General features: G+C 30.3%; 26 protein-coding genes and 1 riboswitch. Of the genes, 16 read left to right on the top strand and 10 right to left on the bottom strand.

The annotated features are described in order from the left end of the window. Positions 1 to 70: 70 nt before the first annotated feature. The 7 genes from KQI18_RS08960 (at position 71) to KQI18_RS08930 (ending at position 9,716) form a co-directional block, all read left to right on the top strand. Positions 71 to 1,546 carry an aldehyde dehydrogenase family protein gene (locus KQI18_RS08960; RefSeq protein ID WP_216467451.1) on the top strand — a complete coding sequence of 492 codons (1,476 nt, stop codon included), beginning with the start codon at positions 71 to 73 and terminating at the stop codon, positions 1,544 to 1,546. 247 nt (positions 1,547 to 1,793) lie between these two features. Next, a complete protein-coding gene (locus KQI18_RS08955) occupies positions 1,794 to 2,225 on the top strand; it encodes a VOC family protein (protein WP_216467450.1) in 432 nt (143 codons plus the stop codon). A 127-nt stretch (positions 2,226 to 2,352) separates the two neighbouring features. After that, positions 2,353 to 2,634 (top strand): GNAT family N-acetyltransferase, encoded by a 282-nt coding sequence (locus tag KQI18_RS08950; RefSeq protein ID WP_216467449.1) that lies wholly within the window; start codon positions 2,353 to 2,355, stop codon positions 2,632 to 2,634. 355 nt (positions 2,635 to 2,989) lie between these two features. Beyond that, positions 2,990 to 3,958 (top strand): zinc ribbon domain-containing protein, encoded by a 969-nt coding sequence (locus KQI18_RS08945; protein WP_216467448.1) that lies wholly within the window; start codon positions 2,990 to 2,992, stop codon positions 3,956 to 3,958. A 677-nt stretch (positions 3,959 to 4,635) separates the two neighbouring features. Then, a complete protein-coding gene (locus tag KQI18_RS08940) occupies positions 4,636 to 7,338 on the top strand; it encodes a cell wall-binding repeat-containing protein (protein WP_216467447.1) in 2,703 nt (900 codons plus the stop codon). Positions 7,339 to 7,576: 238 nt separating this feature from the next. Then, positions 7,577 to 8,188, top strand: a complete 612-nt coding sequence (locus tag KQI18_RS08935; protein WP_216467446.1) for a pentapeptide repeat-containing protein — start codon at positions 7,577 to 7,579, stop codon at positions 8,186 to 8,188. 163 nt (positions 8,189 to 8,351) lie between these two features. Then, the gene (locus KQI18_RS08930; RefSeq protein WP_216467445.1) at positions 8,352 to 9,716 is read left to right on the top strand and encodes a rhodanese-like domain-containing protein; all 1,365 of its coding nucleotides are present in this window, start codon (positions 8,352 to 8,354) and stop codon (positions 9,714 to 9,716) included. Positions 9,717 to 9,777: 61 nt separating this feature from the next. On the opposite strand, the gene KQI18_RS08925 is transcribed toward KQI18_RS08930, so the two are convergent. Continuing rightward, positions 9,778 to 10,749, bottom strand: coding sequence for an alpha/beta hydrolase (locus KQI18_RS08925; RefSeq protein WP_216467444.1), 972 nt, complete (start codon positions 10,747 to 10,749; stop codon positions 9,778 to 9,780). Between the two features lie 188 nt (positions 10,750 to 10,937). After that, positions 10,938 to 11,825: a CAP domain-containing protein gene (locus KQI18_RS08920; protein ID WP_216467443.1), complete on the bottom strand. Its 888-nt coding sequence runs from the start codon at positions 11,823 to 11,825 to the stop codon at positions 10,938 to 10,940. Positions 11,826 to 12,126: 301 nt separating this feature from the next. Here KQI18_RS08920 and KQI18_RS08915 point away from each other — a divergent pair, with 301 nt between their 5' ends. Both KQI18_RS08915 and KQI18_RS08910 read left to right on the top strand, forming a co-directional pair. Next, positions 12,127 to 12,630: a sigma-70 family RNA polymerase sigma factor gene (locus tag KQI18_RS08915; protein WP_216467442.1), complete on the top strand. Its 504-nt coding sequence runs from the start codon at positions 12,127 to 12,129 to the stop codon at positions 12,628 to 12,630. Then, positions 12,623 to 13,474, top strand: a complete 852-nt coding sequence (locus KQI18_RS08910) for a DUF3298 and DUF4163 domain-containing protein (protein WP_216467441.1) — start codon at positions 12,623 to 12,625, stop codon at positions 13,472 to 13,474. The genes KQI18_RS08915 and KQI18_RS08910 overlap by 8 nt, the downstream gene beginning before the upstream one ends. A 139-nt stretch (positions 13,475 to 13,613) precedes the next feature. Here the strand turns inward: KQI18_RS08910 and KQI18_RS08905 are convergent, their stop codons facing one another. The 5 genes from KQI18_RS08905 to KQI18_RS08885 form a co-directional block, all read right to left on the bottom strand. Continuing rightward, on the bottom strand, positions 13,614 to 14,474 hold the full coding sequence (locus KQI18_RS08905; RefSeq protein WP_216467440.1) for a cysteine ABC transporter substrate-binding protein: 861 nt from the start codon (positions 14,472 to 14,474) through the stop codon (positions 13,614 to 13,616). Positions 14,475 to 14,486: 12 nt separating this feature from the next. Beyond that, positions 14,487 to 15,218, bottom strand: a complete 732-nt coding sequence (locus KQI18_RS08900) for an amino acid ABC transporter ATP-binding protein (RefSeq protein ID WP_216467439.1) — start codon at positions 15,216 to 15,218, stop codon at positions 14,487 to 14,489. A 2-nt stretch (positions 15,219 to 15,220) separates the two neighbouring features. Then, entirely contained in the window at positions 15,221 to 15,898 is a 678-nt protein-coding gene (locus KQI18_RS08895; RefSeq protein ID WP_216467438.1) for an amino acid ABC transporter permease, read from the bottom strand. Beyond that, the gene (locus KQI18_RS08890) at positions 15,879 to 16,547 is read right to left on the bottom strand and encodes an amino acid ABC transporter permease (RefSeq protein WP_330654388.1); all 669 of its coding nucleotides are present in this window, start codon (positions 16,545 to 16,547) and stop codon (positions 15,879 to 15,881) included. The genes KQI18_RS08895 and KQI18_RS08890 overlap by 20 nt, the downstream gene beginning before the upstream one ends. A 541-nt stretch (positions 16,548 to 17,088) precedes the next feature. Then, the gene (locus KQI18_RS08885; protein WP_216467437.1) at positions 17,089 to 17,433 is read right to left on the bottom strand and encodes a RidA family protein; all 345 of its coding nucleotides are present in this window, start codon (positions 17,431 to 17,433) and stop codon (positions 17,089 to 17,091) included. A 229-nt stretch (positions 17,434 to 17,662) separates the two neighbouring features. Here KQI18_RS08885 and KQI18_RS08880 point away from each other — a divergent pair, with 229 nt between their 5' ends. Beyond that, positions 17,663 to 18,070 (top strand): VOC family protein, encoded by a 408-nt coding sequence (locus tag KQI18_RS08880; protein WP_216467436.1) that lies wholly within the window; start codon positions 17,663 to 17,665, stop codon positions 18,068 to 18,070. An 11-nt stretch (positions 18,071 to 18,081) separates the two neighbouring features. On the opposite strand, the gene KQI18_RS08875 is transcribed toward KQI18_RS08880, so the two are convergent. The 3 genes from KQI18_RS08875 to pdxS all read right to left on the bottom strand — a co-directional run bounded on the left by KQI18_RS08875 (position 18,082) and on the right by pdxS (position 20,265). Continuing rightward, positions 18,082 to 18,678 carry a DedA family protein gene (locus KQI18_RS08875; RefSeq protein WP_216467435.1) on the bottom strand — a complete coding sequence of 199 codons (597 nt, stop codon included), beginning with the start codon at positions 18,676 to 18,678 and terminating at the stop codon, positions 18,082 to 18,084. Between the two features lie 92 nt (positions 18,679 to 18,770). Next, the gene (pdxT, locus tag KQI18_RS08870; RefSeq protein WP_216467434.1) at positions 18,771 to 19,382 is read right to left on the bottom strand and encodes a pyridoxal 5'-phosphate synthase glutaminase subunit PdxT; all 612 of its coding nucleotides are present in this window, start codon (positions 19,380 to 19,382) and stop codon (positions 18,771 to 18,773) included. Position 19,383: 1 nt separating this feature from the next. Then, complete coding sequence (gene pdxS / locus KQI18_RS08865) at positions 19,384 to 20,265, bottom strand: pyridoxal 5'-phosphate synthase lyase subunit PdxS (protein ID WP_330654390.1); 882 nt, start codon at positions 20,263 to 20,265, stop codon at positions 19,384 to 19,386. 416 nt (positions 20,266 to 20,681) lie between these two features. Between pdxS and KQI18_RS08860 the strand changes: the two genes are divergently transcribed. The 6 genes from KQI18_RS08860 to KQI18_RS08835 all read left to right on the top strand — a co-directional run bounded on the left by KQI18_RS08860 (position 20,682) and on the right by KQI18_RS08835 (position 25,694). Continuing rightward, on the top strand, positions 20,682 to 21,545 hold the full coding sequence (locus KQI18_RS08860) for a histidinol-phosphatase HisJ family protein (RefSeq protein ID WP_216467432.1): 864 nt from the start codon (positions 20,682 to 20,684) through the stop codon (positions 21,543 to 21,545). Positions 21,546 to 21,800: 255 nt separating this feature from the next. Next, positions 21,801 to 22,184: a large conductance mechanosensitive channel protein MscL gene (gene mscL / locus KQI18_RS08855; RefSeq protein ID WP_216467566.1), complete on the top strand. Its 384-nt coding sequence runs from the start codon at positions 21,801 to 21,803 to the stop codon at positions 22,182 to 22,184. A 77-nt stretch (positions 22,185 to 22,261) separates the two neighbouring features. Further along, positions 22,262 to 22,373: riboswitch (TPP riboswitch) on the top strand. 149 nt (positions 22,374 to 22,522) lie between these two features. Further along, entirely contained in the window at positions 22,523 to 23,824 is a 1,302-nt protein-coding gene (gene thiC, locus KQI18_RS08850) for a phosphomethylpyrimidine synthase ThiC (protein WP_216467431.1), read from the top strand. Between the two features lie 60 nt (positions 23,825 to 23,884). Then, the gene (thiS, locus tag KQI18_RS08845) at positions 23,885 to 24,079 is read left to right on the top strand and encodes a sulfur carrier protein ThiS (protein WP_216467430.1); all 195 of its coding nucleotides are present in this window, start codon (positions 23,885 to 23,887) and stop codon (positions 24,077 to 24,079) included. After that, positions 24,080 to 24,907 (top strand): sulfur carrier protein ThiS adenylyltransferase ThiF, encoded by an 828-nt coding sequence (gene thiF, locus KQI18_RS08840; RefSeq protein ID WP_216467429.1) that lies wholly within the window; start codon positions 24,080 to 24,082, stop codon positions 24,905 to 24,907. Positions 24,908 to 24,923: 16 nt separating this feature from the next. Then, on the top strand, positions 24,924 to 25,694 hold the full coding sequence (locus KQI18_RS08835) for a thiazole synthase (protein ID WP_216467428.1): 771 nt from the start codon (positions 24,924 to 24,926) through the stop codon (positions 25,692 to 25,694).

Genomic DNA, 25,694 nt, shown 5'->3' with positions numbered 1-25,694 from the left:
AGGTATCAAAACGTAAGAGAAATAATATTATATTAATGATGTCTACTAAAATTATTTAGGAGGGGATATTGTGGATACCTTAAAAATGTATATCAATGGTGAATGGATAATAAATACCAACAATAAAAAGAGAAAAATAAGAACACCGATAGATGGAAAAACAATAGCAATAGTCACAGAAGGAGACAAAAATTGTGTAGATAAAGCAGTGAAATCTGCCAAAAATACACTATCAAAAGAACATCAATGGAAAAATATATCATCAGGAGAAAAAAGTTATATATTAAATAAAATAGCAGAACTAATAGAATCCAAAGCAGATTTAATAGCAGAAACAGAAACTAGAAATACAGGTAGGCTATATAAAGAAACCATAAATGATGATGTATTTGGAGCAGCAGCTGAATTTAGAAATTATGCGGGAATACTATCTGAAATAAGTGGAAAAACACATAACCAATCCTCAGATTTATTTTCATTGAGTGTAAGAGAGCCTATTGGAGTATGTGGAATAATAGTACCTTGGAATTACCCTCTACTTACAGCTTCATCTTATATAGCGGCTGCTTTGGCAGCAGGAAATCCAATAGTTGTAAAACCATCTTCATCTACACCACTTACAACTATACTATTATTTGAAATATTTGAAGAAGCAGGGCTGCCTAAAGGGGTTGCAAACTTAGTTCTTGGTTCAGGTAATGAAGTAGGTATGAGCTTAGCAACACACGAAGATCTAGATATGATAGTTTTTACAGGGAGTACTAGAACAGGAAGTGAGATTGTACAAAGTTCTAATAATATTAAAAAAATGTTATTAGAATTAGGAGGTAAATCTCCTATATTAGTATTTGATGATGTAGATATTGACACTGTTGTTGATAATATAATGTTTTCGATATTCCTTAGTCAAGGTCAAGTATGTGTATCAGGTTCTAGGGTATATGCACAGGATGCAATATATGAACGTTTAATCGATAAACTAGTTGAGAGAACTAAAAAAATAAAACTAGGAAACCCTATGGATGAAAAATCTCAGATGGGACCTATATGTACAAAAGCTCATATGGAAAGTGTTTTAGATTATATCGGTAGTGGAATAAATGAAGGGGCAAAATTAGTTTGTGGAGGGAAAAGAGCACAAGGAAATGGATTAGAAAATGGATGGTATATAGAGCCAACAATATTTACAGATTGTAAGCAAGATATGAAAATCGTCCAAGAAGAAATATTTGGACCAGTGTTAACAGTTCAGAAATTTACATCTGAACAAGAAGCTATAGATATGGCTAATGATACTAAATATGGATTAACCGCTCAGGTATACACAAGTAATTTAGGTAAAGCTATGAGAGTAGCAAATCAAATAGAAGCAGGTATGGTATGGATAAATACTTATTTAGAAGCCAATGCAGGATGTTCAGTAAGTCCATATAAACAAAGTGGACTTGGTACAGTTGGAGGAGTTACAGGCCTATTAGAGTTTACTAAAAGTAAGTTAATACACATAAAGAGCAAAGCGCAGAGAATAGGATGGTTTGATAATTAATATATACTATTGAAAAACGATTTATCCCTTAATCCAAGACTAATTATTATCTTCCTTACACATTATATTGATAAATAGGATATTTATTATTTTATAAGATATTATATGATAAAATATATTAAACAAAATAAATATAGTCAGTTTAGAAACTAAAATTTAAATTTACTCGATTTAGAAGAGATTAGTAATTTATAGCTATTGAGTAATTTAGAAATGACTAATAAATTTAGGGGGAGGCAATAATTTGATGAACAGAATGAATATTATATGCTTGGGTGTAAGGAATATGGAAAAAGCAGTCGTGTTTTATCGAGATGTGCTTGGATTTGAAACCAATGAAAAAGAAAATAATCCTAAAGTCATATTTTTTAATACTTCAGGAACAAAATTAGAGTTATACCCTATCGATTTATTAGCTGAGGATATTAGTAAAGAAAATCCACCTAAATTTGGAACTGGATTTGGTGGAATTACACTTGCTTATAATGCTAAAAAGAAAGAAGAAGTAGATTCAATAGTTGAATTAGCTCGAAAAGCTGGGGCTAAAATCGTAAAAGAACCACAGGAAGTGTTTTGGGGAGGATACCACGCATATTTTTCCGATTTGTATGGATATTATTGGGAAGTTGCTTGGGGACCCGATTTTGAATTTGATGAACAAGATATGTTGAAATTGTAGAATAAATAACTCCTTGCTATTTCTTAATATAATTTAGAAAAAAAATAGTACACAGTTTAAATTTAAATAGAGAAGGTATAATATATAGTAATATAAAATATTGTATTAAAAACATGGAGGTTATCTTATGATTGAATATAATTATGAAGAATCAAAGAATAGAATTGCAGCATATTATAAAGGAAAAGAAGTTGGAGAAATAACTTATTCTAAAGCTGGAGAAAATATTTTAATTGTCGATCATACTTATGTAAATGAGGAATATAGAGGTAAATCTATAGCAAACCAATTAGTTAAAAATGTGGTTGACTTAGCAATTTCACAAAATAAAAAGATAGTTCCTTTGTGCTCGTTTGTAAGAAAAGAATTTGACAGAAATCCTGAATATCAGGAAGTAGAGTCTAAATAAAGTATTAAGTATGTCAGCATTTATATATTTAACTAAATTTATTAAGAATAGAAAAAGTTTTAAAAAAGAATTTAACTTATAAAATACGATATACTATTAAATTTTAATATATCGTATTTTTTATTTTTACTTGGATGTAAATTATTATAGAGGATAAAAATGATTTAAATTATTTATGTTTTTATTTATCTATAGATTTATTCTTTAAATCTATAGATGTTATTTTTATTGTTAAAATGAGCTTGTCTATTATTATGTACAAAGTACAAATTGTACGCTAGGAAAATATATATAATAAGAGGGAAAATATATATTACAAAGATTTTTAACGAATAAAAAGAATGGGGGATCTTTTATGAGAGAAGATGAGGATAAGCTGGTTGAAGGTATGGACAATGATAATGAAAATAAAGAGACAGAAGGATCGGAACCTGTTGGAATAAAAGAAAATGTTGAGACTGAAAAAGAATTAGAAGAAAGCATAATTAATAATGGTTATGGAATACAGCAACCTAATAATGATAATGACGATATTGAGGTTACTTCTTTAGATATTGAAGAAAACACCGAGTACAAAAATATGCCAGATGCAGAGTTTTTTGATGCAGTAAATGAAACGAATGAGAATTTATGTAAGTCTTGTGGCGAGGAAGTTTCAGAAAATCAAATATTTTGTCCGAAATGTGGCAAAAAGGTTAAAGAAGACCCGATATATAGGAAGAAAAAGATAAATATTATAGTAGGGGTAATAGGTATAATACTGATAATAGCTTTTTCAGTGATCTTTGTTAATGAGAAAAAGCAAATAGAGGAAGAGAAAAGGCAGCAAGCTATAATTGAAATGCAAAGAGAAGATAGAGAGCAATATATTGATGATTTTGAAAACTTTACTTATAAAGTTATAGATGCCGGAGCAAATATAGAGGGTATAACCAACACAATTCAAAAGTATTGGTATGAAAATATATTTGAAGGAAAACATGGAGCTGATATTGATGAAGCTATTCTAAATGCTATGTCTGATCAAGATGATAAAATTAAGAAAGCTCAAAATTTAGATGAGGATATACTAGCTTTATATATAAGGCTTAAGGAAGTACCTAAGGGTAGCGAAGATTTAGATAACTATGTAGATGAGATTGAGGATTTATACAATGTTTATTCAGATTACTACAACTTTGCTGTAAGTCCAAGTGGGAACTATGCTCAATATACAACAAGTAATGGAGATAAAAATAGTGCTTTTGTAACAAAGTATAAATCCTTAGAAAGTATCCTTAGGTCAGACAGCAATTTTAATAATTTAGAAGAAAAAGATCTATAAAATAATATTTCAATATATTTTTATTAATTTTAATAAAGTGTGTTTATATATAATCTATTTATGTGTAAACACACTTTTTATTTCTATTACATAACAGCAGTAAGTATATCAGAGAGATTTTCCTTATACAATTGCGTTAACAGCCTATGATATTTTAACTAACCCTGAGTTAGTTCAAAATATGAGCAAAGAACATTCAAATACTTTAGGTGGTAAAAAAATATGTATCAGCAGCAATTCCATCTGATGTTATGCCACACTAATAAAAGAAGCCGATAGTAACTGCTATCGGCTTCTTTTACTATATAAACCCATTGAAGTTAATTATAAATATTCACTTTTGTTTTATATACTACTATTTATCTTTAACTAAAGCTTCTAAAACAATTTGAATTTGCGTCGTAGCTCCGCAAGAAAATGCATCTTCATTGATTTTAAACTTAGGATGAAGGTTCATAAATTAGCATCACCTCTGATTGAGTACCTATACTATAACAAACTTTGTATTAGGAATAATTTATTCACTACAAAAAAATAGCGATTCACAACATTGAACCTCTTTTTTTAATATCTAATGTTATAATATTTTAAAAATAAATGGAATAATATACATAAATTCTTAATTTAACTATAATTAAATTTATTATATTAGCATATCACAAAAGGAGGTAAATGTTATGATAATTTTCAATTCGAAAAAAAGGTATTTTTTAGTTATTACGTTTCTATTTCTGTTACTATCACTAGTTTTTATAAAAGACATATCTGGTGAAGAAATAGGTGTAAGTACACCTGATGAACTAGCTGATACAGTTAATTCAGCAAATGATGGAGATATTATCAAATTGAAAGATGATTTTATATTTGATAAAGTTAATATCAATAAGACAAACGACACAAATATTACAATAGATGGAGAAAATAAAGTTTTCACATCTGGTAATATAACTATTAATGGATCAGGAAATGGATCAATTATAGTCAAAAATCTAAAATTTACTCAAGCGACTGAATCCAGGGCTTTTAATATTTATTCAACCGCTAAGATTATATTAGATAATGTTCAGATATTTGAACGTACAAAGTTTGATAGCGGTGGTGCTATATTATTGGGTGGTGCTTCAAATGTAGATATAATAAATTCGACTTTTGAGAATAACATATGTAATGGATCAGGATATGATGGTGGAGCAATAGCTGCGAAAGGTTTTGGGGGAAAGCTAAAAGTTAACAATTGTGTTTTTAAGGGAAATAAAACTACTGTTGCAGGAACTGGTAATTTTGGTGGAGAAGGAGGAGCTATAAGTTTTAATATGATTAGTAGTACAGCAGTAATTAATATATATAATTCATATTTCGCTGAAAACGAAGCTGTAAAAGATGCATCTGTAAACAAAATAAAATTAGCAGATGGTGGTGCACTTTCATTTTTTAATATTGTACAAGGAAGTACATTAAATATAGAGGGTAATACTTTCTATAAAAATATAGCTGGTGATGATGGAGGGGCTATACTTATACAAACTAATAGTAATTTAATTAGTGGTATTAAGTTAGCCAATAATACATTCTATATGAATGAAGCTCAAGGTTTAGATGATACTATATCAAATGGTGGAGCAATTCAATTTTACGCGAATGGTAGCCTATTTGAAGGAAGAAAAGCAGTTGTTAATTTAGAGAATAATAGCTTTATAAAAAATAAGGCAAAATATAGAGGTGGTGCAATAGCTGGCTCAGGTTATGCAACAAATATGTCTGGTTCTAATAGTAAAAATAACATATTCGTGGGAAATATATCCACGATATATGAGAACTATAACAATGTAGATCAACCAAGCAACGTTGGAGATAATCTTGGTGGTAATATAGGATTTGACAATGGGACAAAGTCAAATATAACAATCGAAGATGTATTTGGAAAATCAGAAGTTGCCCTAGTAGATAATTATAGTGGTATTAAAGCTGGTTATGAAGAAGATCGTATTGTAATTCCTTCAATTCCTATTGCTCCTGAATTACTTGCAGATGAAGTTGCTGATTCCACAAACTATGATAAAGACCAAAGAGAGTTACCGAGAACTGGAGGAAACACAGATGTTGGTTCAGTAGAAATATCTTGGATTAAATACGACGCAAATGGTGGGACTTTTACTCTACCTGAGTTAACTCATTATAATGGTACTAAATATTATGAGGGAACTAATACTAATAAATACTACGATGTAAATTACATAGATGCGAATAATAAAATAAAGTCAAAAGAAGATTTAAATTTACTTAAGGGCGATGAGATTTTTTTAGGGTGGTCAACAAATCCAGATGCAACATCTCCTGATGTACAATATAAAGAAGGTAAAGAAATAACACACTTACCAGAAAATTTGGTACTATATGCAGTATGGAAGAAAGATGGAGGTAGCACAGGAGGCGGTGGGGGAGGAACAGTTGATCCACCAAATACAATGCAATCTGTGATCTTAGCAAGCGGAGAGAAGTATACAGATGTTCTTACTGCTACTGTACTAGGCAATGAAAAAAATTGTCCAATTCTTTTAACTACAAGAGATTCAATTGATGAGAAAACTATAAAAGAAATAAAAAGATTAGGTGTTAGTGAAGTTATTATTTCAGGAGGAACGGACTCAGTTTCAGATAAAGTTATAGAGCAATTAAATGGTTACAAGGTAAGAAGAGTTGCAGGTGTAGATAGATATGAAACAGCAGTAAAAATAGGCGCTGAAGTGAGATCTTTAGCAGGAAATTTAGATGAAGTAATGTTAGTCGATGGAACAAACTTTCCTGACGTAATTACAATATCAACACTTGCATCTCTAAAAAGGGTTCCAATTCTTATAACTCAACCAGATCAACTAGTTAATACTACAAAAGATTCATTTAAAGAGTGGTCAATCAAAAATGTGACTATAGGAGGAAGTTATAATTCAGTATCAAAAAATGTAGATAATAGTCTGGGTGATTCAAATATAAGGAGATTAGGTGGAGTAGATAGATATGAAACAGCAGAACTAATAGGAGCAGAGGTTAGAAAATTGACAGGTAATACTTCAGATATGATTTTAGTCGATGGTACTGACTTCCCTGATGGTATAACTATAAATAGTTTGGCTTCAAAGTTCAAGTCACCAATAATGCTAACAACCCCTGATAAACTTATAAATATAACAGAAGATAAAATATCAGAATGGTCAATAAAAAATATACTAATAGGTGGGGGATACAATTCTGTATCAAAATATATAGAGAACAACTTAAATGTAGATAAAAAAGAGAGAGTAGCAGGGGAAGATAGATACGAAACGGCAGTTAAGATATCTCAGAGATTAACTCAGACAAATAAAGCAATAGGAGATAGATAATAAAAAATTGCTATAACAATAATGAACTTTAATTGAGAAACATCCAAATTCTTTGGGTGTTTCTTTTATAAAGTAGATAAACAAATGTCAGAATTTTATTGTTAGGTATATTCACTTTAATTAATTGTTGATATTATATAATTAGTAGAAGGTAGAATTGAGTAAAAGACTAACAGTAAGATTTAAATAAATTTTGCATACAAATTAATCTATATAAGATATGGAGATGTTTATTTTTATGAGAATAATAACTCAAGAAGAATTACTAGCAATATTAGAAAAAAGAGATGAAGAGGCAATTGATCTTAATGAAGTTTGTTTTGATAAAATGGATTTACAAGGTATAGATTTTCATAATATTAATCTTTCAAGGTCGAGTTTTAAAAATACTAATTTAAGTGGAGCTAATTTACGAAATTGCAACTTGACCGGAATTAATATAGAAGGTGCTAATTTGTTTGGAGCAAACTTAGAAGGTGCAGTAATTAAGGATATAGTATTTGATGAGAATACAAAGTACTATAATATGGCTTGCCCTGAAGAAGGAGCCTTTATTGGTTGGAAAAAATGTTTTAACTTTAGAGTTGTTCAACTATTAATACCCGCGGATGCTAAAAGATGTTCAGCTACATATAATGCGTGTAGATGTAACAAGGCAAAAGTTCTTTCAATAAAGAGTATTGATTACAAAGAATCATATGATGAGGCGGTTTCTTATGCCGATGGTAATTTTAAGTACCGTGTGGGAGAGTGGGTTATTCCAAGTGGTTTTAATGATGATCGATGGAATGATTCCACTGAGGGGATACATTTCTTTATGACAAGAGAAGAGGCAATTGCTTTTTTATAAATGATTATAAAATTAAATTATTAAAAATAAAGTCGAATATTATATGAAATAACAATAGTTTGTCGAATGATTATTGTTATTTTCTATTTTTATTTCTATTTTATATACTTTATTTTACTATAGTCTTAGGCAATTGTATTATTTTTTAAATAGGAGGATAGAAATGAAAATTAAATCTGCAAAAAAATTGCTGCTAGGCGTAATACTTGTAATAGGGGTATTTTCGTTTGCTGCCTGTAGTAAGGAAGAAGCAAAAAAGGACGAGGGATCAGATGCTTATAAAACTATAACTACACAAGATTTGAAAGAAAATCTAGATGATAAATCTTGGGTAGTGGTAGATACTAGACTGAATGACTCTTATAATGGTTGGGTATTAGATGGTGAAAAAAGAGGAGGCCATATAGACGGAGCAGTTGATTTTTCTGCAAATTGGCTTTCAGTAGACAACAAAGACAAAGATAAGATACTTGATGAAGCATTAAAAACTAAAGGTATTAATACTGGCAAAAACATAGTTTTATACGATGCTAATGGTAAGGATGCAAATAAAGTGGCAGATTATCTTTCAAAGAAAGGTTATAAAAATATATATACATATGATGTAAAAGAATGGGCTAATGATAATAAATTGCCAATGAAATTATATGAAAACTACGAATTAATAGTTCCAGCAAAAGTTGTGAAAGAAGTTGTAGATGGAAAAACGCCTAATACTTTTAAAGATGCTAAAAATGTTAAGGTAGTAGAAGCTAGTTGGGGAGAAGAAAAAGAATCTTATTTAAAAGGACATGTTCCTACTAGCGTTCATATAAATACAGATACTATAGAACCTCCACCAGAGTGGATGCTGGCAAATGATAAGGATCTTGAAAAATTTGCTTTAGATTATGGATTTACAAAAGATGATTCTGTAATAGTAACAGGTCCAGATCCAATGGCATCTTACAGAGTTGCGGTTGTACTTAGATATATTGGTATAAATGATGTAAGAGTTTTAAATGGTGGTAATGATGCATGGGTTTCAGCTGGATATGAATTAGAAACTAAATCTAATAAAAAAGCTCCAGGTACAGATTTTGGTTCATCTATACCGGCAAATCCAGATTTAATAGATACAATACCAGAACTTAAAGAACATTTAAAAAATCCAGAGTATACATTGGTTGATGACAGAACTAAAGAGGAATTTGAGGGTAAAATCTCTGGTTACAGTTACCATGATAAAAAAGGACGTATACCTGGAGCAGTTTATGGATATTCAGGTACAAGTGCTACAACTTTAGAAGATTATCGTAATATTGATAACACAATGAGAAATGCAGACGAGATAAAGGCACTTTGGGATAAGTCAAAAATTGATACGAACAAACATCTTATATTTATGTGTGGGAGCGGATGGAGAGCAGCAGAAGTAATGACTTTCGCAAATGTAATGGGTGTTGAGAAGTATTCTCTATACAGTGATGGATGGATTGGTTGGAGTAATGATCCAGCAAATCCGGTTGAAACAGGAGTACAAGAATAATTTTTAAAAAAGGGGCATCTTATTAAATAGATGCTCCTTTTAATTAATTTAGTTAAACAAACTAATCTAAATATTTATTAATAAAGTTTTCAATCTTTTCCCAATACATTTCTCCAGCTACACTTGCAGCTTCGCCATGACCAGCACCTTTTACATAGAGCTTTTCTTTAGGTACATTTGCAGCTTCGTAAACTTCATTGAACATTGAAGAAGGTACAAAAGTATCATTGTCACCATGAATGAACATCATAGGTGTTTTAGACTTAGCAACTTGATCGATAGCACTAGCTTCTTCAAGTGTGTATCCAGCACGAATTTTTGTTACTGCAGATGAAAAATTCATAATAGGAAAAGAAGATAAATTAAAAATCTCCTTTAGTTGATAAGAAAACTCATCCCATACAGATGTATAACCACAGTCTTCTATGATAGCCTTTACATTCTTAGGTAGTTCCTCACCGGAAGTCATCATTACAGTAGCACCACCCATAGATACACCATATAGAACTATTTCGGCGTTTGGATTATTTTTTACAATATCGTTAATCCAAGAAACTACATCAAGTCGGTCATGCCAGCCCATACCAATATACTCTCCTTCACTTTTTCCCTGTCCTCTAGCATCTGGGAGTAAAACATTAAATCCCATATCGTAAAAACGAGATGCTGACTTAGTCATAAGAGAGCCTTGACCTCCATACCCATGACATATAATAGCGTATTTATTTGTTTTCTCAGCGTTATTTATACTGTAGAAGTGAAGTTTGAGATTATCGTACGATTGAATATATTGATTATTGAACCCGCTGTCTTTGAGCCATTTTTCGCTATCTAGTAGTTCTTTCTCTCCGGAAGAATCGACGTCAGCTTCATTATCTATTGAATTGTGAGGTGCATTAAGTACTGTTGACTTATCTGTGTTTGGATTTAGTGCTAGGTTGTAAAACATATTGCCCATATAAAATCCTGCTACAAGTATAACTATTATTAAAATAGATATGGGAATTAGTATTCTTTTTTTATATTTCTTCATATCTCCTCCATTACATTTCTTTAATGTTTAAAAATATATATCATACAAAAATTAGAATTAATTTTTCTAATTTCATAATGGTATTTATGATATGTATATTAGTTTTAATAAAAAAATAAAACCCTTAGTAATGATTTAAACCATTATACTAAGGGTTTTTATGTAGTTGGGGTTGGGAGAAAATAAAATTATCCGATAAACATTTGTGTCCAGTAAATTTGACCATTGCTGTTTTGTGCAACACCAACGCCTATTTTAGTGAAGTTTCCGTTTAGAATATTTTTTCTGTGACCTTCTGAGTTCATCCATGAATTTACAACTTCTTTAGGATTTCTTTGACCCATTGCTATATTTTCACCTGCAGTCTTATAGCTTATTCCAAATTGTTTTAACATATCAAATGGAGAACCATAAGTTGGAGAGTTGTGGTCAAAATAATTTTTATCGATCATATCTTGAGATTTTTTTGTAGCTACACTTGATACTTCTGCGTCAAGAGTAAGAGGTTTTACTCCTTGTTTAGATCTCTCTGCATTTACCAAATCAACAACTTCTTTTTGGTAAGCAGAGAAGTTTCCTGTAGTAGATCCTGCATTATTGTCGTTGTTATCACCAGGATTAGTAGTGTTACCTGAGTTATTGTCGTTGTTATCGCCAGGATTAGTAGTATTACCTGAGTTATTATCATTATCGTTGTTATCACCAGGATTAGTAGTGTTACCTGAGTTATTGTCGTTGTTATCACCAGGATTAGTAGTATTACCTGAGTTATTATCATTATCGTTGTTATTTCCTGGCTTGCAATTAGTTCCTAAGCCATTGTTGCAGTCATTCTTATCTTGATCTTTAATTGTGCAAGAATTATCTTTGCAAGGTTTTAGTTCAGGTTTTAATGAACACTTTGGCTTTGCTGAATATTTATATTTAGCGTTACTGCATACTGACTTATTAGTATTCACATTTGCGCAATTCTCAAGAGATAATGCACTCGCAGGAACAGCGCTAGAAGCTGTTGCTATAGTTACTACTCCTAAAGCTAATAAAGTCTTTAATTTTGTTGGTATATCTCTTCTCATTATAAAACACCTCGTAATTTAAAAATTCTAAAATTGTTACTAAATTGTAACCTTTAGTGTGGGGGTACCCTGTGCATTTATACTAACATATAAAATAGTGTTTTTTTACTGTAAAGATATGTAAATAATACAAAAATAGGCTGAAGGCTAGTTATATGCTAATAAAAAAATACGAAAATTAACTTAAAAAATACTTGTAATGTGAATTTTTTATTAAATTTAAAACTTTTATATATAATATTAGCGTCTAATAATTGAATGTATTATTTGTATTAATGATTAAGAAAGAGAGGTCAAAAAAGTGTTCAAAACTCTAAAAAGAAAAAAAGTAGAAGAGTTTATAATAGATAATCGTGAAAATTTTTATAGAGTTGCATACAGTTATGTTAGAAATGAACAAGATGCATTGGATATTTTGCAAGATGCAATATATAAAGCATTAAATTCTGTAGAAAATTTAAAAGAAAGTAAGTATATAAAAACTTGGTTTTATAGAATAGTTGTAAACTCGAGTATTGATTTTTTAAGAAAAAATAAAAAATATGGCGACTTATTAGAAATAGATCATCTTGAATCGTTAGAAAGTCATGATAAACATGCAGATATTGACTTAAAAAAGAATTTAGATGATCTACCAGAAAAATATCGCATTGTCATTGTCCTAAGATTTTTTGAAGATCTGAAGATAGAGGAGATAGCAAATATTTTAGATGAAAATGTAAATACAATTAAAACGAGGTTGTATCAAGGTTTAAAAAAATTAAGAATTAAAATCGAAAATGAGAGGAGAGGTTATTATGAGTAATACAAGATTAAACGAACTAAAAAAAGAGTATATGGGCACTCCTATACCAGAAAACTTGTATTCTATCATTGATGAGCAGATAAAAAATATTAAATTAGAAAATAAAAAAAAATATAGTTTTAAAAGAAGATTAAATGTTGCATTAGTATCTATCTTAAGCTTTGTTTTATTGATAAACGTAAGTCCTGCATTTGCAGAGACAATCTCAAAGGTTCCAGTATTATCACATTTAGTGAAACTTGTTACGGTAAGGGAGTACATTATAAAAAAAGATGGTTATGATGCAAGAATAAAAGTTCCAGAAATACAAGGGTTAGATGATAAAAATTTAGAAAAAAGAATAAATGAAAACTTCAATAATGAAGGTAGAAAATTATATGAAGAGCTAAATAAAGAAGTAAATTTAAATAAAGTAAATAACAAATACGTTAGCACAGACTATGTAGTTAAAAGTGAAACTAATAATAGACTTTCAATAGAAATGGAAAAATTAGAAATAGAGGCATCTGGTTATACGACAAAGAAACATTATAATATTGATAAAAATAAAAAAATAATTTTAACACTTCCAATGCTGTTTAAAGATGAAAAATATATAGATGTAATTAGCCAAAATATAAAAGTACAAATGAGGGAGCAAATGAAAAAGGATTCTAATAAAGTTTACTTCATTGACCAAGATGAGGGCGGTTTAGAAAACTTCTCTAAGATAGATAAGAATCAAGACTTTTATATAAATGATAAAAACCAATTAGTTATATCATTTGACGAATACGAAGTCGCACCAGGATATATGGGAGCTATAGAGTTTGTAATTCCAGATGATGTTTTAAACGGATTATAAGCGAAACTGTATTACAACAATTAATAATATAAAAAAGGCGATAGCTATTCATAGATATCGCCTTTTTATATTATTCTATTATCAATTTTATGTGTTTAAACAAAACATAGTATTTACTCAAAGATTATTGATCTAAGTTCTATTTACTAATTTCGCCACCTTCTACAACAACACTTTCAGGATCTACGGCGTCACCGTAAACTGGAAGTAAAGTCGCATCGTAATCAGAATGGAAGAAGTTCTCTTTTCCTAAAGTTTTGATTTCTTCATTTAACCATTCTACAAGTTCTTTATTACCTTTTTTAACTGCTGGTGCAATTGTATCTACACTCCCAAGTGAGTCGATACTTGTAGTATACCCCTTATTTTTTGTAACCCATGCAAAAAGTAAAGTGTTATCATGCGCTATTGCATCGCCTCTTTTATCCAAAAGTGCGTTGAAAGCGGCTGTATTTTCGTCATATTTTAAAAGTTCTATATTTGGATAATTTTTTGTAAAATAAGTTTCTGCAGTTGTACCTTTATTCACAATAAGCTTTTTACCTTTTAATTGAGAAACATCTGTAATAGGACTTGCATCTGGAGTTACAATACCAAGTGCTACCTTCATATATGGTAGAGCAAAGTCTACTTTTTCCTTTCTTTCATCTGTTACTGTAAAGTTAGCAAGAATAATATCTACTTTATTTGTTTCTAAAAACTCAACACGGCTTGCGGCTTCCACAGATACGAACTCTACGGCATTTTCATCACCAAGTAAGTCTTTAGCGATACGTTTACCAAAATAAACATCATACCCTTGAGGTTCTCCATTTTCATCGATATATCCAAATGGGGCTTTGTCACTAAATACTCCTATACGAATTTTACCGGATTCTTTAATTTGTTCCAAAGAAGATTTACTTTCTTTTTGGCTTGTTACATTTTTGCATCCACTTACTAGACCTATTGTTAAAACTAAAGTAAATAATAAAGTAAATATAGCTATTGATTTTTTCATAAAAACCTCCCATTAAAAATTAAATATATTTAAAAACTTCTCAGCCCTCTCTGTTTTAGGGCTTTTGAAAAATTCTTTCGGTGTATTTTCTTCAACTATGATTCCATCATCAATAAAAATAATTCGATCTGCTACTGCTTCTGCAAATTTCATTTCATGAGTTACAATAGCCATCGTCATACCTTGATTGGATAGCTCTAAAATTACATCTAGAACTTCTCTAACCATTTCTGGATCCAGGGCTGCAGTTACCTCATCAAATAAGATTATTTCTGGATTCATGCATAATGCACGGACAATCGCCACTCTTTGCTTTTGACCTCCCGAAAGCTGTCTTGGATATGAATTGGTTTTATCTTCTAGACCAACCCTCTTTAGTAAATTTATAGCCTGAATTTTAATATCATCTTTATTTCTTTTTTGAGCTTTTACAGGACCTAGCATGATATTATCTAGAACTGTCATATGCGGAAATAAATCATAACTTTGAAAAACCATACCGATTCTTTGTCTCAGCAAATGCCATGGAGTTTGTTTAGTATTCATCAAGTCACCATTTAGGCTAATGCTTCCAGACTGAAATTCTTCTAGTCCATTTATGCATCTAAGTAACGTGCTTTTTCCACATCCAGAAGGCCCTAAAATCACTACGACTTCTCCCTTGTGGATATTAAGGGATACTCCTTTTAATACTTCATTATCACCGTAGCTTTTCTGTAATTTTTTAATCTCTATAACTTCCATAATTAATCCCCCCATTTTGTTTCGAGTTTTTTTGATGCGATAGATATAGGAAAACAGAGTATAAAATAAAGAACTGCAATCCACCCATATACCCAAAGTGGAGCGCTTGGGTTAGATAAAATAGAGGATTCGATAATCTGCTGACCTACCTTTAGTACTTCTACGACTCCAATCAAAACCACTAAAGAGGTGGTTTTTATAATTCTAGTTGAAAGGTTAATTGCTGCAGGTATCATTCTTCTGATTGCCTGTGGAATGATGATGTAGAGATATATTTGATTCTTTGTAAGACCAATTGCTTTTCCACTCTCTATTTGGTGTTTAGGTAAAGATGTTATAGCTCCTCTTACAATATCTCCCATTTCTGCTATTCCCCACATAGAGAATACAATAAGAGATATAAGAAAAGAGTCAATGTGGATACCTATTAGCTTTGTTATTCCAAAATAAAAAATAAATAACCATACTAAAAGAGGAATAATACGAATTGCTTCAAGGTAAATCCTGCTAACAAGTATTACAATCTTATTCTTACTCGTCATGATAACTCCAAATATAATTCCGCCAATAATTGATATTAAGATTGAAAAAATTGCAATTTCTAGAGTAACCGTAAGACCAGTTAAGATTCTATCCATGTTTTTGCCTTTAAATAAAATATCATAACCCATAACCGGCATATCTCAACTTCCTTTCTAAAAATGTAAGAGTAATGGATAATGGCAGTAAAATAATAAGATAAGAGATTATAAGTAAAAATAATGCTTCATTGGTATCATAATAAATACCGATCAAATCTTTTGCCAAGAATGTGAGATCTGCAATTGCCACAGCACTAAAGAGAGAAGTCTCTTTAAGGAGAAATATTATATTTGCTCCTAAAGCTGGAATAGATATTGCCATAGCTTGAGGAAATATAACATATCTCATAAGTTGAAATCTTGTAAGACCTATGCTTTCACCTGCATCCAACTGCGATTTACCCACAGCATCTAGCCCGCTTCTAAATGCTTCAGCAATATAACTACCACCTAAAAAACCTAATCCAGTAATTGCACAGACCTCTGCTGGAAGTTTTAATCCCAATTTTGGAAGTCCATAGTACATAAAGAATAATTGTATCAATAGCGGAGTATTCCTAGATACTTCAATGTAGATTCCTATAACTTTATCAAGTACAGGAACTTTATAATAACGAATGAAGCTACATACTAATCCAACTATGAGTGCAAGTAAAATTCCGAGAACTCCTAGTATGATTGTAATCTTTGCAGACTGAATGTAAAGTGGGATGTATTTAATAATGACATCTAAGTTTATGTTACTCACCACCTTTCGTATATTTGTTATTATCAAAATGATAATAATGAATATATTATATAATTATCATTTTGATAGCGCAAGCTTTTTTTAAAAATTTAATGTACGAGGGGATATGAATTGATATAATAAATATTCAAAAGATTAAAACTAAATAAAAATAGATATTTAAATAAATAGTAGAGAAGAAATGTAGGTTATAATAAAATAATATTTACAAATATAAAGTATTGATATATACTTAGTATCAGTGGGAGCTTGTATAAAATACAAGTATACGCTAGCCCTAAAAAGCCATCTATTATTATAGATGGCTTTTTGTTATAAATTTTAGAATTTATTATTTTAAGTTTTTATTAGTACATTAATGTTCTTAATGCAATTACAATAATCTCAGCTTTGAATCCGGTTTTGTGGTTAAGTTTAGAAAAAATAAGGAAAGTTAATAAGACACATAAAAATAGTGAGCATCTACTGATACTCACTATCAAAAATTTTATATTTAAATCCTTATAGAGATTTAACATGTAGTAAATAAGGCTACTACAAACTATTTAACTGCAGCAACTATAGTTATCTCAACTAGTAAGCTTTCTCTGGCCATTCTAGCTTCAACACAAGCTCTTGCTGGTTCGTTTCCGTCTTCTATCCAAGCATCCCAAACTGAGTTCATGTCTGCGAAATCTTTCATATCTCTTAGATAAATGTTAGCTGATAATATATGATTTTTATCAGATCCATACTTATTTAATAGATCTTCTATCTTCTTTAATACTTCTGCAGTTTGCTCTTTTACGTCACCTTCAGCGTGAGTTTGTCCACAAAGATATACAGTGTTGTTATGCACAACAGCTCTACTCATTCTTCCAGTTCCTTCATATCTTTTGATTTCCATATATATGATACCTCCTAATTTATAACTAATAAAATTATAATATAAAAATAGCTTAAATTCTACTAAATAAATTAAATTAAATTTCTTGAAGCTAAAAAGGGTAAGAATATTTGTGTTATTATAAATATAGATTAACGTTGCTGTATAAATAATAATACTTATTTATTGTATAAAATTTATGGAAGATGATAAATATACTTTTTATACAAGAGATATGGAGGATATTAAAATGGTTGAAGTATATCTTATGTTTAATGGAAATTGTAAAGAGGCGATGGCGTTTTATAAAGAAGCCTTAGATGGTAAAGATGAAGCAGTTTTGACGTATAAAGATATATTGAGTAAAGATGATAAAGACTATGAGTCTATGAAAGATCTTATAATGCATGGAGAAATGAATATTAAAGGGTCTGTAATTAGTTTTTGCGACTATCATAATTTAACTGTAGGTGATCATATATCGGTAGTATTAAAGCTTGATTCAGAAGATGAAGTAGTTACTTGTTTTAACAATCTAAAAGTTGGAGCAGAAGTGCTTTCTGAGGTGGCACCAAGTTTTTTCAGTCCTATGTATGGGAATTTAAAAGATAAGTTCGGTGTTAACTGGATAATACTAGCTAGAAAAAAAGATGCTTAAAAAGCATCTTTTTATTTTTGATTTCTATAGCTGTTTACAAGTTTTTTAATTAACCAAATTATTGTTATCGCTAGTATTACGGATAATATTAATTCAAATGATATCAGTTCTAACTTAAATAAATCGCTTAAAATTGTACCGCCAGTTATCAATATGTAGTTCCATATAAATATTCCAAGAGTTGAAAAAACTATAAATTCAACCAAGTTCATTTTTGCTACACCCGCGACCAAAGATATCGCAGTTCTAGCTATTGGAATAAATCTAGTAAGTAATACAGATAGTTTACTGTATTTCCTCATAAAATTATTTGAAGCAGATATCGATTTTTTAGTCTTGGGAAATTTCTTAATTATGTATTTTATAACTTTTTCACCAAAATGATATCCAATCCAATAGTTTAGAATAGATCCGAATAATCCGGCCACAGTAGATAAAAGTATAAGTAAAAATATATCTATATTATATTCCTTACCTACAACTCCTATCATGGGAAGAATAACTTCACTAGGTATAGGGAAGTTGGCGTACTCTAAAAAAACGAGTATAAATATACTCACGACTCCGTAGTTAATTACAAAATTCTCTATAATTATATTAAAATCCATTGCTACATCTCCTAGAAAATATTTCCATATTATTTATATATTAATGTATATAAAATAATATAATATAGAGAATTAAAAATCAAATGAATTTACTAGATATTATTTACAATTAACCTATTATTTACAATTAACCTATTATTTTTATTTACCATACCAATAAAGTACTTATGAAATCTCAAGTCATTGGTAAGCTCTGGATGAAAAGATGTAACTAGCATGTTTTTTTCTCTTGCTGAAACAATATTTTCATCCACTACAGAGAGTATTTCAACATTTTTACCAATACTTTTTATATAAGGTGCTCTAATAAATACCATATCAATATCATCTCCAAGGTTTTTGACCTTAGATTTCGTCCTGAAGCTTCCAAGTTGTTTCCCATATGCATTTCTTACAACTTCAATGTCCATAGTAGAAATATGAGTGTAATCTTCACCAGATATCTTGTTAGCTAATAAAATCATTCCTGCACAAGTTCCCCATACTGGTATCTCTGATATTATTAAATCTTTAAGCATATCTTTTATATCGGTATCAACTATTAATTTTCCAATTGCCGTACTTTCTCCCCCTGGTAGTATTATTCCATTGATATCTTTTAAGTGCTCTTTATTTCTAATTACTATAGTCTCTACATTTAGTTTTTTTAAAATTGCAATGTGCTCATGGAATGCACCTTGCATAGCAAGTACACCGATTTTCATATTACCAACCTCTTACAGCTAACTTTTCTTCTTCTGGAAGAGTTAATACAGAAATTCCGCTCATGGCTCCACCAAGATCTTTAGAGATTTCTGCTAATAATTTAGGATCATTGTAATTTGTAACAGCTTTGACTATTGCATCTGCTCTTTTATGTGGATTATCAGATTTGAATATTCCAGATCCCACGAAAACACCATCACATCCTAGCTGCATCATAAGAGCTGCGTCTGCTGGTGTAGCTATACCACCTGCGGCGAAATTAACAACAGGTAGCTTTCCATTTTCATGTACATATTTTATGAGTTCAAAAGGTGCTCCTAATTCTTTTGCAGAATTCATAAGTTCATCTTCATTTAGGGATACAACTTTTTTAATATCTGAATTCATTGTTTTCATGTGAGTTACTGCTTCAACAACATCGCCAGTCCCTGCTTCGCCTTTAGTCCTGATCATCGATGCACCTTCTCCAATTCTTCTAAGAGCTTCACCTAAGTTTCTTGCGCCACATACAAAAGGGACTTTAAAATCATTTTTATTTACATGGTAAATTCTGTCTGCTGGTGTTAATACCTCACTTTCGTCTATAAAATCTATTTCTAACGCTTCAAGAATTTGAGCCTCGACAAAATGTCCTATTCTAACTTTTGCCATAACAGGAATGCTTACAGCTTCTTGTATTTTTTGAATCATACTAGGATCTGACATTCTTGCAACTCCGCCATCTTTTCTTATATCAGAAGGAACCCTCTCAAGGGCCATAACAGCACATGCTCCTGCTTCCTGAGCTATTAAAGCTTCCTCAACATTTGTTACATCCATTATTACTCCACCTTTAAACATTTGTGCTAAGTTTTTATTTAGTTCATATCTATTGCTCATAATAATCCTCCAAAATAAAATTTTTAGTTAACGTGATTGCAATCAATTGATTAAATATTATTACAACAAATTTATTTATTCAATAAATTTGGCTAAATTTGGACGTTTATAGTGATTGTATCGGTACAATTAGTTGCGAATTTTTAATTATATCTTAGGGACTAATAAATATTAATTGAGTTATAAATTATTATAAGATTTAATAAATTAGTGTTAATTCTTTAATATTACAAGTATATTTGTTTGATAGTATAAATTAGTTTAACAATATTAACTATTGATTAACTCTGTTTTTAAACATCCTTAACATTAATAAAATAAAATAAAATTAAGGAGGTAAATAAGAAATGAGATTTAAAAAATTGTATAAAAAAACTTAGTAAACTATAATAATAAAATTTTGGAGGGAGTGTTTATAAATGTTAATTAGATCAGATAGCCATGTGCATACACGTTTTTCAATTGATGGAAAGGATCATATTTATAAAATTGTAGAAAGAGCTATAGATTTAGGAGTAAAGTATATAACAATAACAGATCATTTAGAGTACGACAATAATAAATTTAGTTTAGATTTTAATAACTACTTTATAAAAATACTTGAATGCAAGGAAAAATATAAAGCTAAAATTAACATATTTGCGGGAGTAGAAGTTGGATACCAAAGTCATATTAAAGATGAAATAGATAATGTTGTAAATTCATACCCATTTGATTTCGTATTGTGTTCAACACATACAATAGATAATAAGGCTGTTAGCAAAAATGAATATTTTGAGAAGTTGACTCAGCGTGAGGCTTATACAAAATATTTTGAAAGTATTATAAAAACCGTAAAGGAATTTAAAAATTTCGATATATATGGGCATTTAGATTATGTAAGAAGATATGGAGATTATAGAAAAAACAAATACATTTATGAAGATTATAAAGATGTATTGGATGAGGTATTAAAAGAGATTTTGTATGCGGGAAAAGGTATAGAAATAAATACCTCAGGCTTTCGATACAAAGTTGATTCATTCCATCCGACAATAGAGGTATTAAAAAGATACAAGGAAATAGGTGGAGAGTTAATAACGATAGGTTCAGATGCACATAGGTCAACTGATTTATGTCGTGATTTTGATAAAGTACATGATATTTTAAAGTACTTAGGATTTGAATATATATGTGTGTACGAAGAAAGAAAGCCTAAATTTTTAAAGATTGAAGAAAATACATCACAAGTTGATAAAAATGTTATTAAAGCACAAGGGGAGACATTTATAAACATAATATAGTTTTTTGTTATGGTTTTAAAAAAATATTTATTAAAGCAACTAAAATTTGGTAGATTCCAAATTTTATTTTTTTGTCCATTTTTTCAAAATTTCTTTTAATTGATCTTAATTATATATTTTGAAATAATTAAATTATCAATTTTTGTATGGAATTGGTGTCATTTTAGTGTAGAATAAGAAATATACTTATTATGTTATAATATCCATAAAAAGCTATTATATGTTTATAATTAATGGAGGTACAAAATGAAGCAAATGATGCGCGAATTTAAAGAATTTGCACTAAAAGGAAATGTTTTAGATCTTGCTGTTGGGGTTGTAATAGGGGGAGCTTTTGGAAAAATAGTATCTTCTCTTGTCGATAATATTATAATGCCGCTAGTAGGTGTTTTACTTGGAGGACTAGACTTTACTAGTTTATCAGTAGTGGTAGGAAGCGCTACAATTAAATACGGAGTATTTATTCAATCTGTAGTTGATTTTCTAATAATTGCATTTTCTGTATTTATATTTATTAAAGTTTCAACTTCTCTTATAAAGAAAAAAGAAGTTGAAGTTGAAATTGAGGAAGAGCCTGAGGTAAATCAAGTAGAGGAGTATTTAAAAGAAATCCGTGATTTATTAAAAGATCAAAATTAGTATAATTAAAAATTATTTTATTGAATTAATAATTTTAATGTGCTAAACTTAACCTATAAAAATCAAATAAGAACAAGACGAATAGCTAGGGGCGCTAGAATTGGCTAGCTGAGAGAAAAAGCCGCAACTTACAAACCCTAATAACCTGATCAAGATAATGCTTGCGAAGGGAAGCTCAATAGACTTTATATAGATTTATCTAAATTAACATACTAGTATTAAAATTGTTTATATACTAGGAGTTTAGATATATCGGCTAATTTAGAGTATACAAGTGCTTACCTTAACAAGGATAAGCACTTTTTTATTACAAAAAAACAAAAAATGGAGGAAAAAACATGAATTACACAACTCAAATGGATGCAGCTAAAAAAGGAATAATAACAAAAGAGATGGAGGTAGTAGCTGAAAAAGAACAGTTGGATATAAAAGTTCTTATGGAACTTATGGCAAAGGGCCAAATAGTAATACCAGCAAATAAAAATCATAAATCTCTTAGTGCAGAGGGTGTTGGCAAAAATCTGAGAACTAAAATAAATGTTAATTTAGGGATATCTAGAGATTGTAAAGATGTAGAAGTAGAGCTTGAAAAAGTAAGAACTGCTATTGAAATGAAAGCTGAAGCAATAATGGATCTAAGTAATTACGGTAAGACTAGAGAGTTTAGAGAAAAAGTGGTTGAGTTGTCACCAGCTATGATTGGATCTGTACCTATGTACGATGCAATTGGATATTTAGATAAAGAACTTAAAGATATTACAGAAGAAGAATTTTTAAAAGTTATAGAACAACATGCTATAGATGGAGTCGATTTTATAACAATACATGCGGGACTTACAAGAGATGTTTGTAAGAAAATTAGAAACCATCAGAGACTAACACATATTGTTTCAAGAGGTGGTTCACTTTTATTTGCATGGATGGAATTAAACGACAAGGAGAATCCTATATATACTAATTTTGATAAGATATTAGATATTTGCGAAGAATATGATGTGACTCTTAGCTTAGGTGATGCATGTAGACCTGGATCTATAGCAGATTCCACTGATACTGTTCAAATACAGGAACTTATTAATTTAGGAGAACTTACTAAAAGAGCTTGGGAAAGAAATGTTCAAGTTATGATAGAAGGACCAGGTCATATGTCAATAGATGAAATAGAGGCTAATGTAATTTTAGAAAAAAGGCTATGTCATGAGGCACCATTTTATGTACTAGGTCCTTTAGTAACTGATATTGCCCCAGGTTATGATCATATTACTAGTGCGATTGGTGGGGCAGTTGCAAGTGCTAAGGGAGTTGATTTTTTATGTTACGTAACTCCTGCTGAACATCTGAGATTACCAAATCTTGAAGATATGAAAGAAGGTATTATAGCTACTAAGATAGCTGCACATGCTGGTGATATAGCCAAAAATGTAAAAGGAGCCAGAGATTGGGACAATAAAATGAGTAAGGCAAGAGCGGATTTAGATTGGAACGAAATGTTTAATCTAGCAATTGATCCTGAAAAAGCAAGAAGATACAGAGAGGAATCTACTCCGACTCATGAAGATAGCTGTACAATGTGTGGAAAGATGTGCTCTATGAGAACAGTTAAAAAGATATTAAACGATGAGGAGTTTAGCTTAATATAGGATTTGAATTCAACGAAAGTTTATTAAAAATATATTTTATAAAAATGGGAGGTGAAGCTTATGAAAGTAAATGGAAAAGACGTTGAGTTAAAAGAAGGTAGTAACGTTTTAGACCTTTTAGATAATTACAAACTCGATAAAAATAAAGTGGTTATAGAGGTCAATCATATTATCTTAGACGAAGAGGATTACAACAATTACATAATAAATAAAGAGGATATAGTTGAGATAATAAGCTTTGTTGGTGGGGGTTAAATGAATATTTACATAAATGAGAACTTAAAATCTGTTGAAGATAACATTAGCGCCTATGCTTTACGTGATATTTACAATAAACAAAGTGATGTCTTTGTACTGAATGGATTTCCAATAAAAGAAGATATAATTCTAAAGGCTGGAGATAGAGTAACTCTAATACAAAAGGGAGTAATCCCAAATTATGACGAACTTGAAAGCCTAATGATAGCAAGGCACACACCAAATATACACGGTAAATTAAAAAAGGGTAGCATTGCGGTATTGGGTCTTGGTGGATTGGGGTCGAACATAGCTATCTCTCTTGCTAGAATAGGTGTAGGCAACTTAGTTCTGGTTGATTATGATGTTGTAGAACCTTCTAATTTAAATAGACAGCAGTATTATATAGACGATATCGGAAAATACAAGACTCAAGCTTTGAGTGAAAATATAGATAGAATAAATCCTTTTATTGATGTTAAAACTTTAAATATGGTTGTAAATAAGGATACATTGGGCTATCACAGCTGTAATAGTTTTTTAAGTGAAGATGGAGTTGACATAGTAATTGAAGCATTCGATGATCCTAAGTACAAAGCTGAATTGTGCAATTACGTTTTAAAAAATATAAAAGAAAAATACCTAATAGCTTCGTCTGGAATGGCAGGTTATAGTGACTCAAACACAATAATGACTAAAAAGATTAGAGACAAGTTTTATATATCAGGTGATTTTATAAATGAAGCTAGGCCTGGTGAAGGGTTAATGGCGCCAAGGGTAGCCATATGTGCAAATCACATGGCAAATTTAGCTGTACAGATACTCGTAGATAAAATTAATAAATAATATATAGGAGGCAAATATGGATAGATTAACTTTAGGCGGTCGCGTATTTAATAGTAGGCTATTTGTAGGAACAGGTAAATATGGGTCAAATGATATTATACCGGATGTTATAAATGCAAGTGGCAGTGAGATGATTACAATGGCTTTAAGAAGAGTAGATTTAGATAATGAAAAAGAAAACATTCTTACATATATACCAAAGGATATGACAATTCTTCCAAATACATCAGGAGCTACAAATGCGAATGAAGCAGTTAGAATAGCTAGAATTTCTAGAAAAATGGGGTGTGGAGATTTTATAAAAATAGAAGTTATATCAGATACTAGATATTTGCTTCCAGACAATGAAGAAACTATAAAAGCTACAAAAATACTAGCTGATGAAGGTTTTATAGTGTTTCCTTACATGTCCCCTGATTTATATGCAGGGAGAAGGCTTATAGATGCAGGAGCAGCTGCTGTTATGCCACTTGGTGCACCAATAGGATCAAATAGAGGTCTTCAAATGAAAGAAATGATTAAAATTATGATATCAGAGTTAGATATTCCAATAATAGTTGATGCTGGAATCGGAAAACCATCCCAAGCTATGGAGGCTATGGAGATGGGAGCATCAGCAGTCTTGGTTAATACTGCTATTGCATCAGCAAGTGACCCCACAAAAATGGCAAGAGCTTTTAAATTAGCAGTGGAAGGTGGAAGAGAAGCTTATCTTGCTAAGACGGGCGCAGTTTCAGAATTTGCAAATGCATCATCACCACTTACAGGATTTTTAACAGAAGCTTAG

Origin of the sequence: Metaclostridioides mangenotii (assembly GCF_018917235.1) — a bacterium.
Taxonomy (GTDB): Bacteria; Bacillota; Clostridia; order Peptostreptococcales; family Peptostreptococcaceae; genus Metaclostridioides.
This window is presented reverse-complemented; position numbering and strand designations above follow the sequence as displayed.

Bases quoted from the DNA above. Each gene is read 5' to 3' on its own strand.
- thiF (WP_216467429.1), top strand. From the start codon at position 24,080: ATGAATATTTACATAAATGAGAACTTAAAATCTGTTGAAGATAACATT.
- KQI18_RS08940 (WP_216467447.1), top strand. From the start codon at position 4,636: ATGATAATTTTCAATTCGAAAAAAAGGTATTTTTTAGTTATTACGTTT.
- KQI18_RS08885 (WP_216467437.1), bottom strand. From the start codon at position 17,433: ATGGAAATCAAAAGATATGAAGGAACTGGAAGAATGAGTAGAGCTGTT.
- mscL (WP_216467566.1), top strand. From the start codon at position 21,801: ATGATGCGCGAATTTAAAGAATTTGCACTAAAAGGAAATGTTTTAGAT.
- KQI18_RS08950 (WP_216467449.1), top strand. From the start codon at position 2,353: ATGATTGAATATAATTATGAAGAATCAAAGAATAGAATTGCAGCATAT.
- pdxT (WP_216467434.1), bottom strand. From the start codon at position 19,382: ATGAAAATCGGTGTACTTGCTATGCAAGGTGCATTCCATGAGCACATT.
- KQI18_RS08955 (WP_216467450.1), top strand. From the start codon at position 1,794: ATGAACAGAATGAATATTATATGCTTGGGTGTAAGGAATATGGAAAAA.
- KQI18_RS08860 (WP_216467432.1), top strand. From the start codon at position 20,682: ATGTTAATTAGATCAGATAGCCATGTGCATACACGTTTTTCAATTGAT.
- KQI18_RS08905 (WP_216467440.1), bottom strand. From the start codon at position 14,474: ATGAAAAAATCAATAGCTATATTTACTTTATTATTTACTTTAGTTTTA.
- KQI18_RS08920 (WP_216467443.1), bottom strand. From the start codon at position 11,825: ATGAGAAGAGATATACCAACAAAATTAAAGACTTTATTAGCTTTAGGA.
- KQI18_RS08835 (WP_216467428.1), top strand. From the start codon at position 24,924: ATGGATAGATTAACTTTAGGCGGTCGCGTATTTAATAGTAGGCTATTT.
- KQI18_RS08900 (WP_216467439.1), bottom strand. From the start codon at position 15,218: ATGGAAGTTATAGAGATTAAAAAATTACAGAAAAGCTACGGTGATAAT.
- KQI18_RS08925 (WP_216467444.1), bottom strand. From the start codon at position 10,749: ATGAAGAAATATAAAAAAAGAATACTAATTCCCATATCTATTTTAATA.
- KQI18_RS08895 (WP_216467438.1), bottom strand. From the start codon at position 15,898: ATGCCGGTTATGGGTTATGATATTTTATTTAAAGGCAAAAACATGGAT.
- KQI18_RS08910 (WP_216467441.1), top strand. From the start codon at position 12,623: ATGAGTAATACAAGATTAAACGAACTAAAAAAAGAGTATATGGGCACT.
- thiC (WP_216467431.1), top strand. From the start codon at position 22,523: ATGAATTACACAACTCAAATGGATGCAGCTAAAAAAGGAATAATAACA.
- KQI18_RS08935 (WP_216467446.1), top strand. From the start codon at position 7,577: ATGAGAATAATAACTCAAGAAGAATTACTAGCAATATTAGAAAAAAGA.
- thiS (WP_216467430.1), top strand. From the start codon at position 23,885: ATGAAAGTAAATGGAAAAGACGTTGAGTTAAAAGAAGGTAGTAACGTT.
- KQI18_RS08930 (WP_216467445.1), top strand. From the start codon at position 8,352: ATGAAAATTAAATCTGCAAAAAAATTGCTGCTAGGCGTAATACTTGTA.
- KQI18_RS08875 (WP_216467435.1), bottom strand. From the start codon at position 18,678: ATGGATTTTAATATAATTATAGAGAATTTTGTAATTAACTACGGAGTC.
- KQI18_RS08880 (WP_216467436.1), top strand. From the start codon at position 17,663: ATGGTTGAAGTATATCTTATGTTTAATGGAAATTGTAAAGAGGCGATG.
- KQI18_RS08945 (WP_216467448.1), top strand. From the start codon at position 2,990: ATGAGAGAAGATGAGGATAAGCTGGTTGAAGGTATGGACAATGATAAT.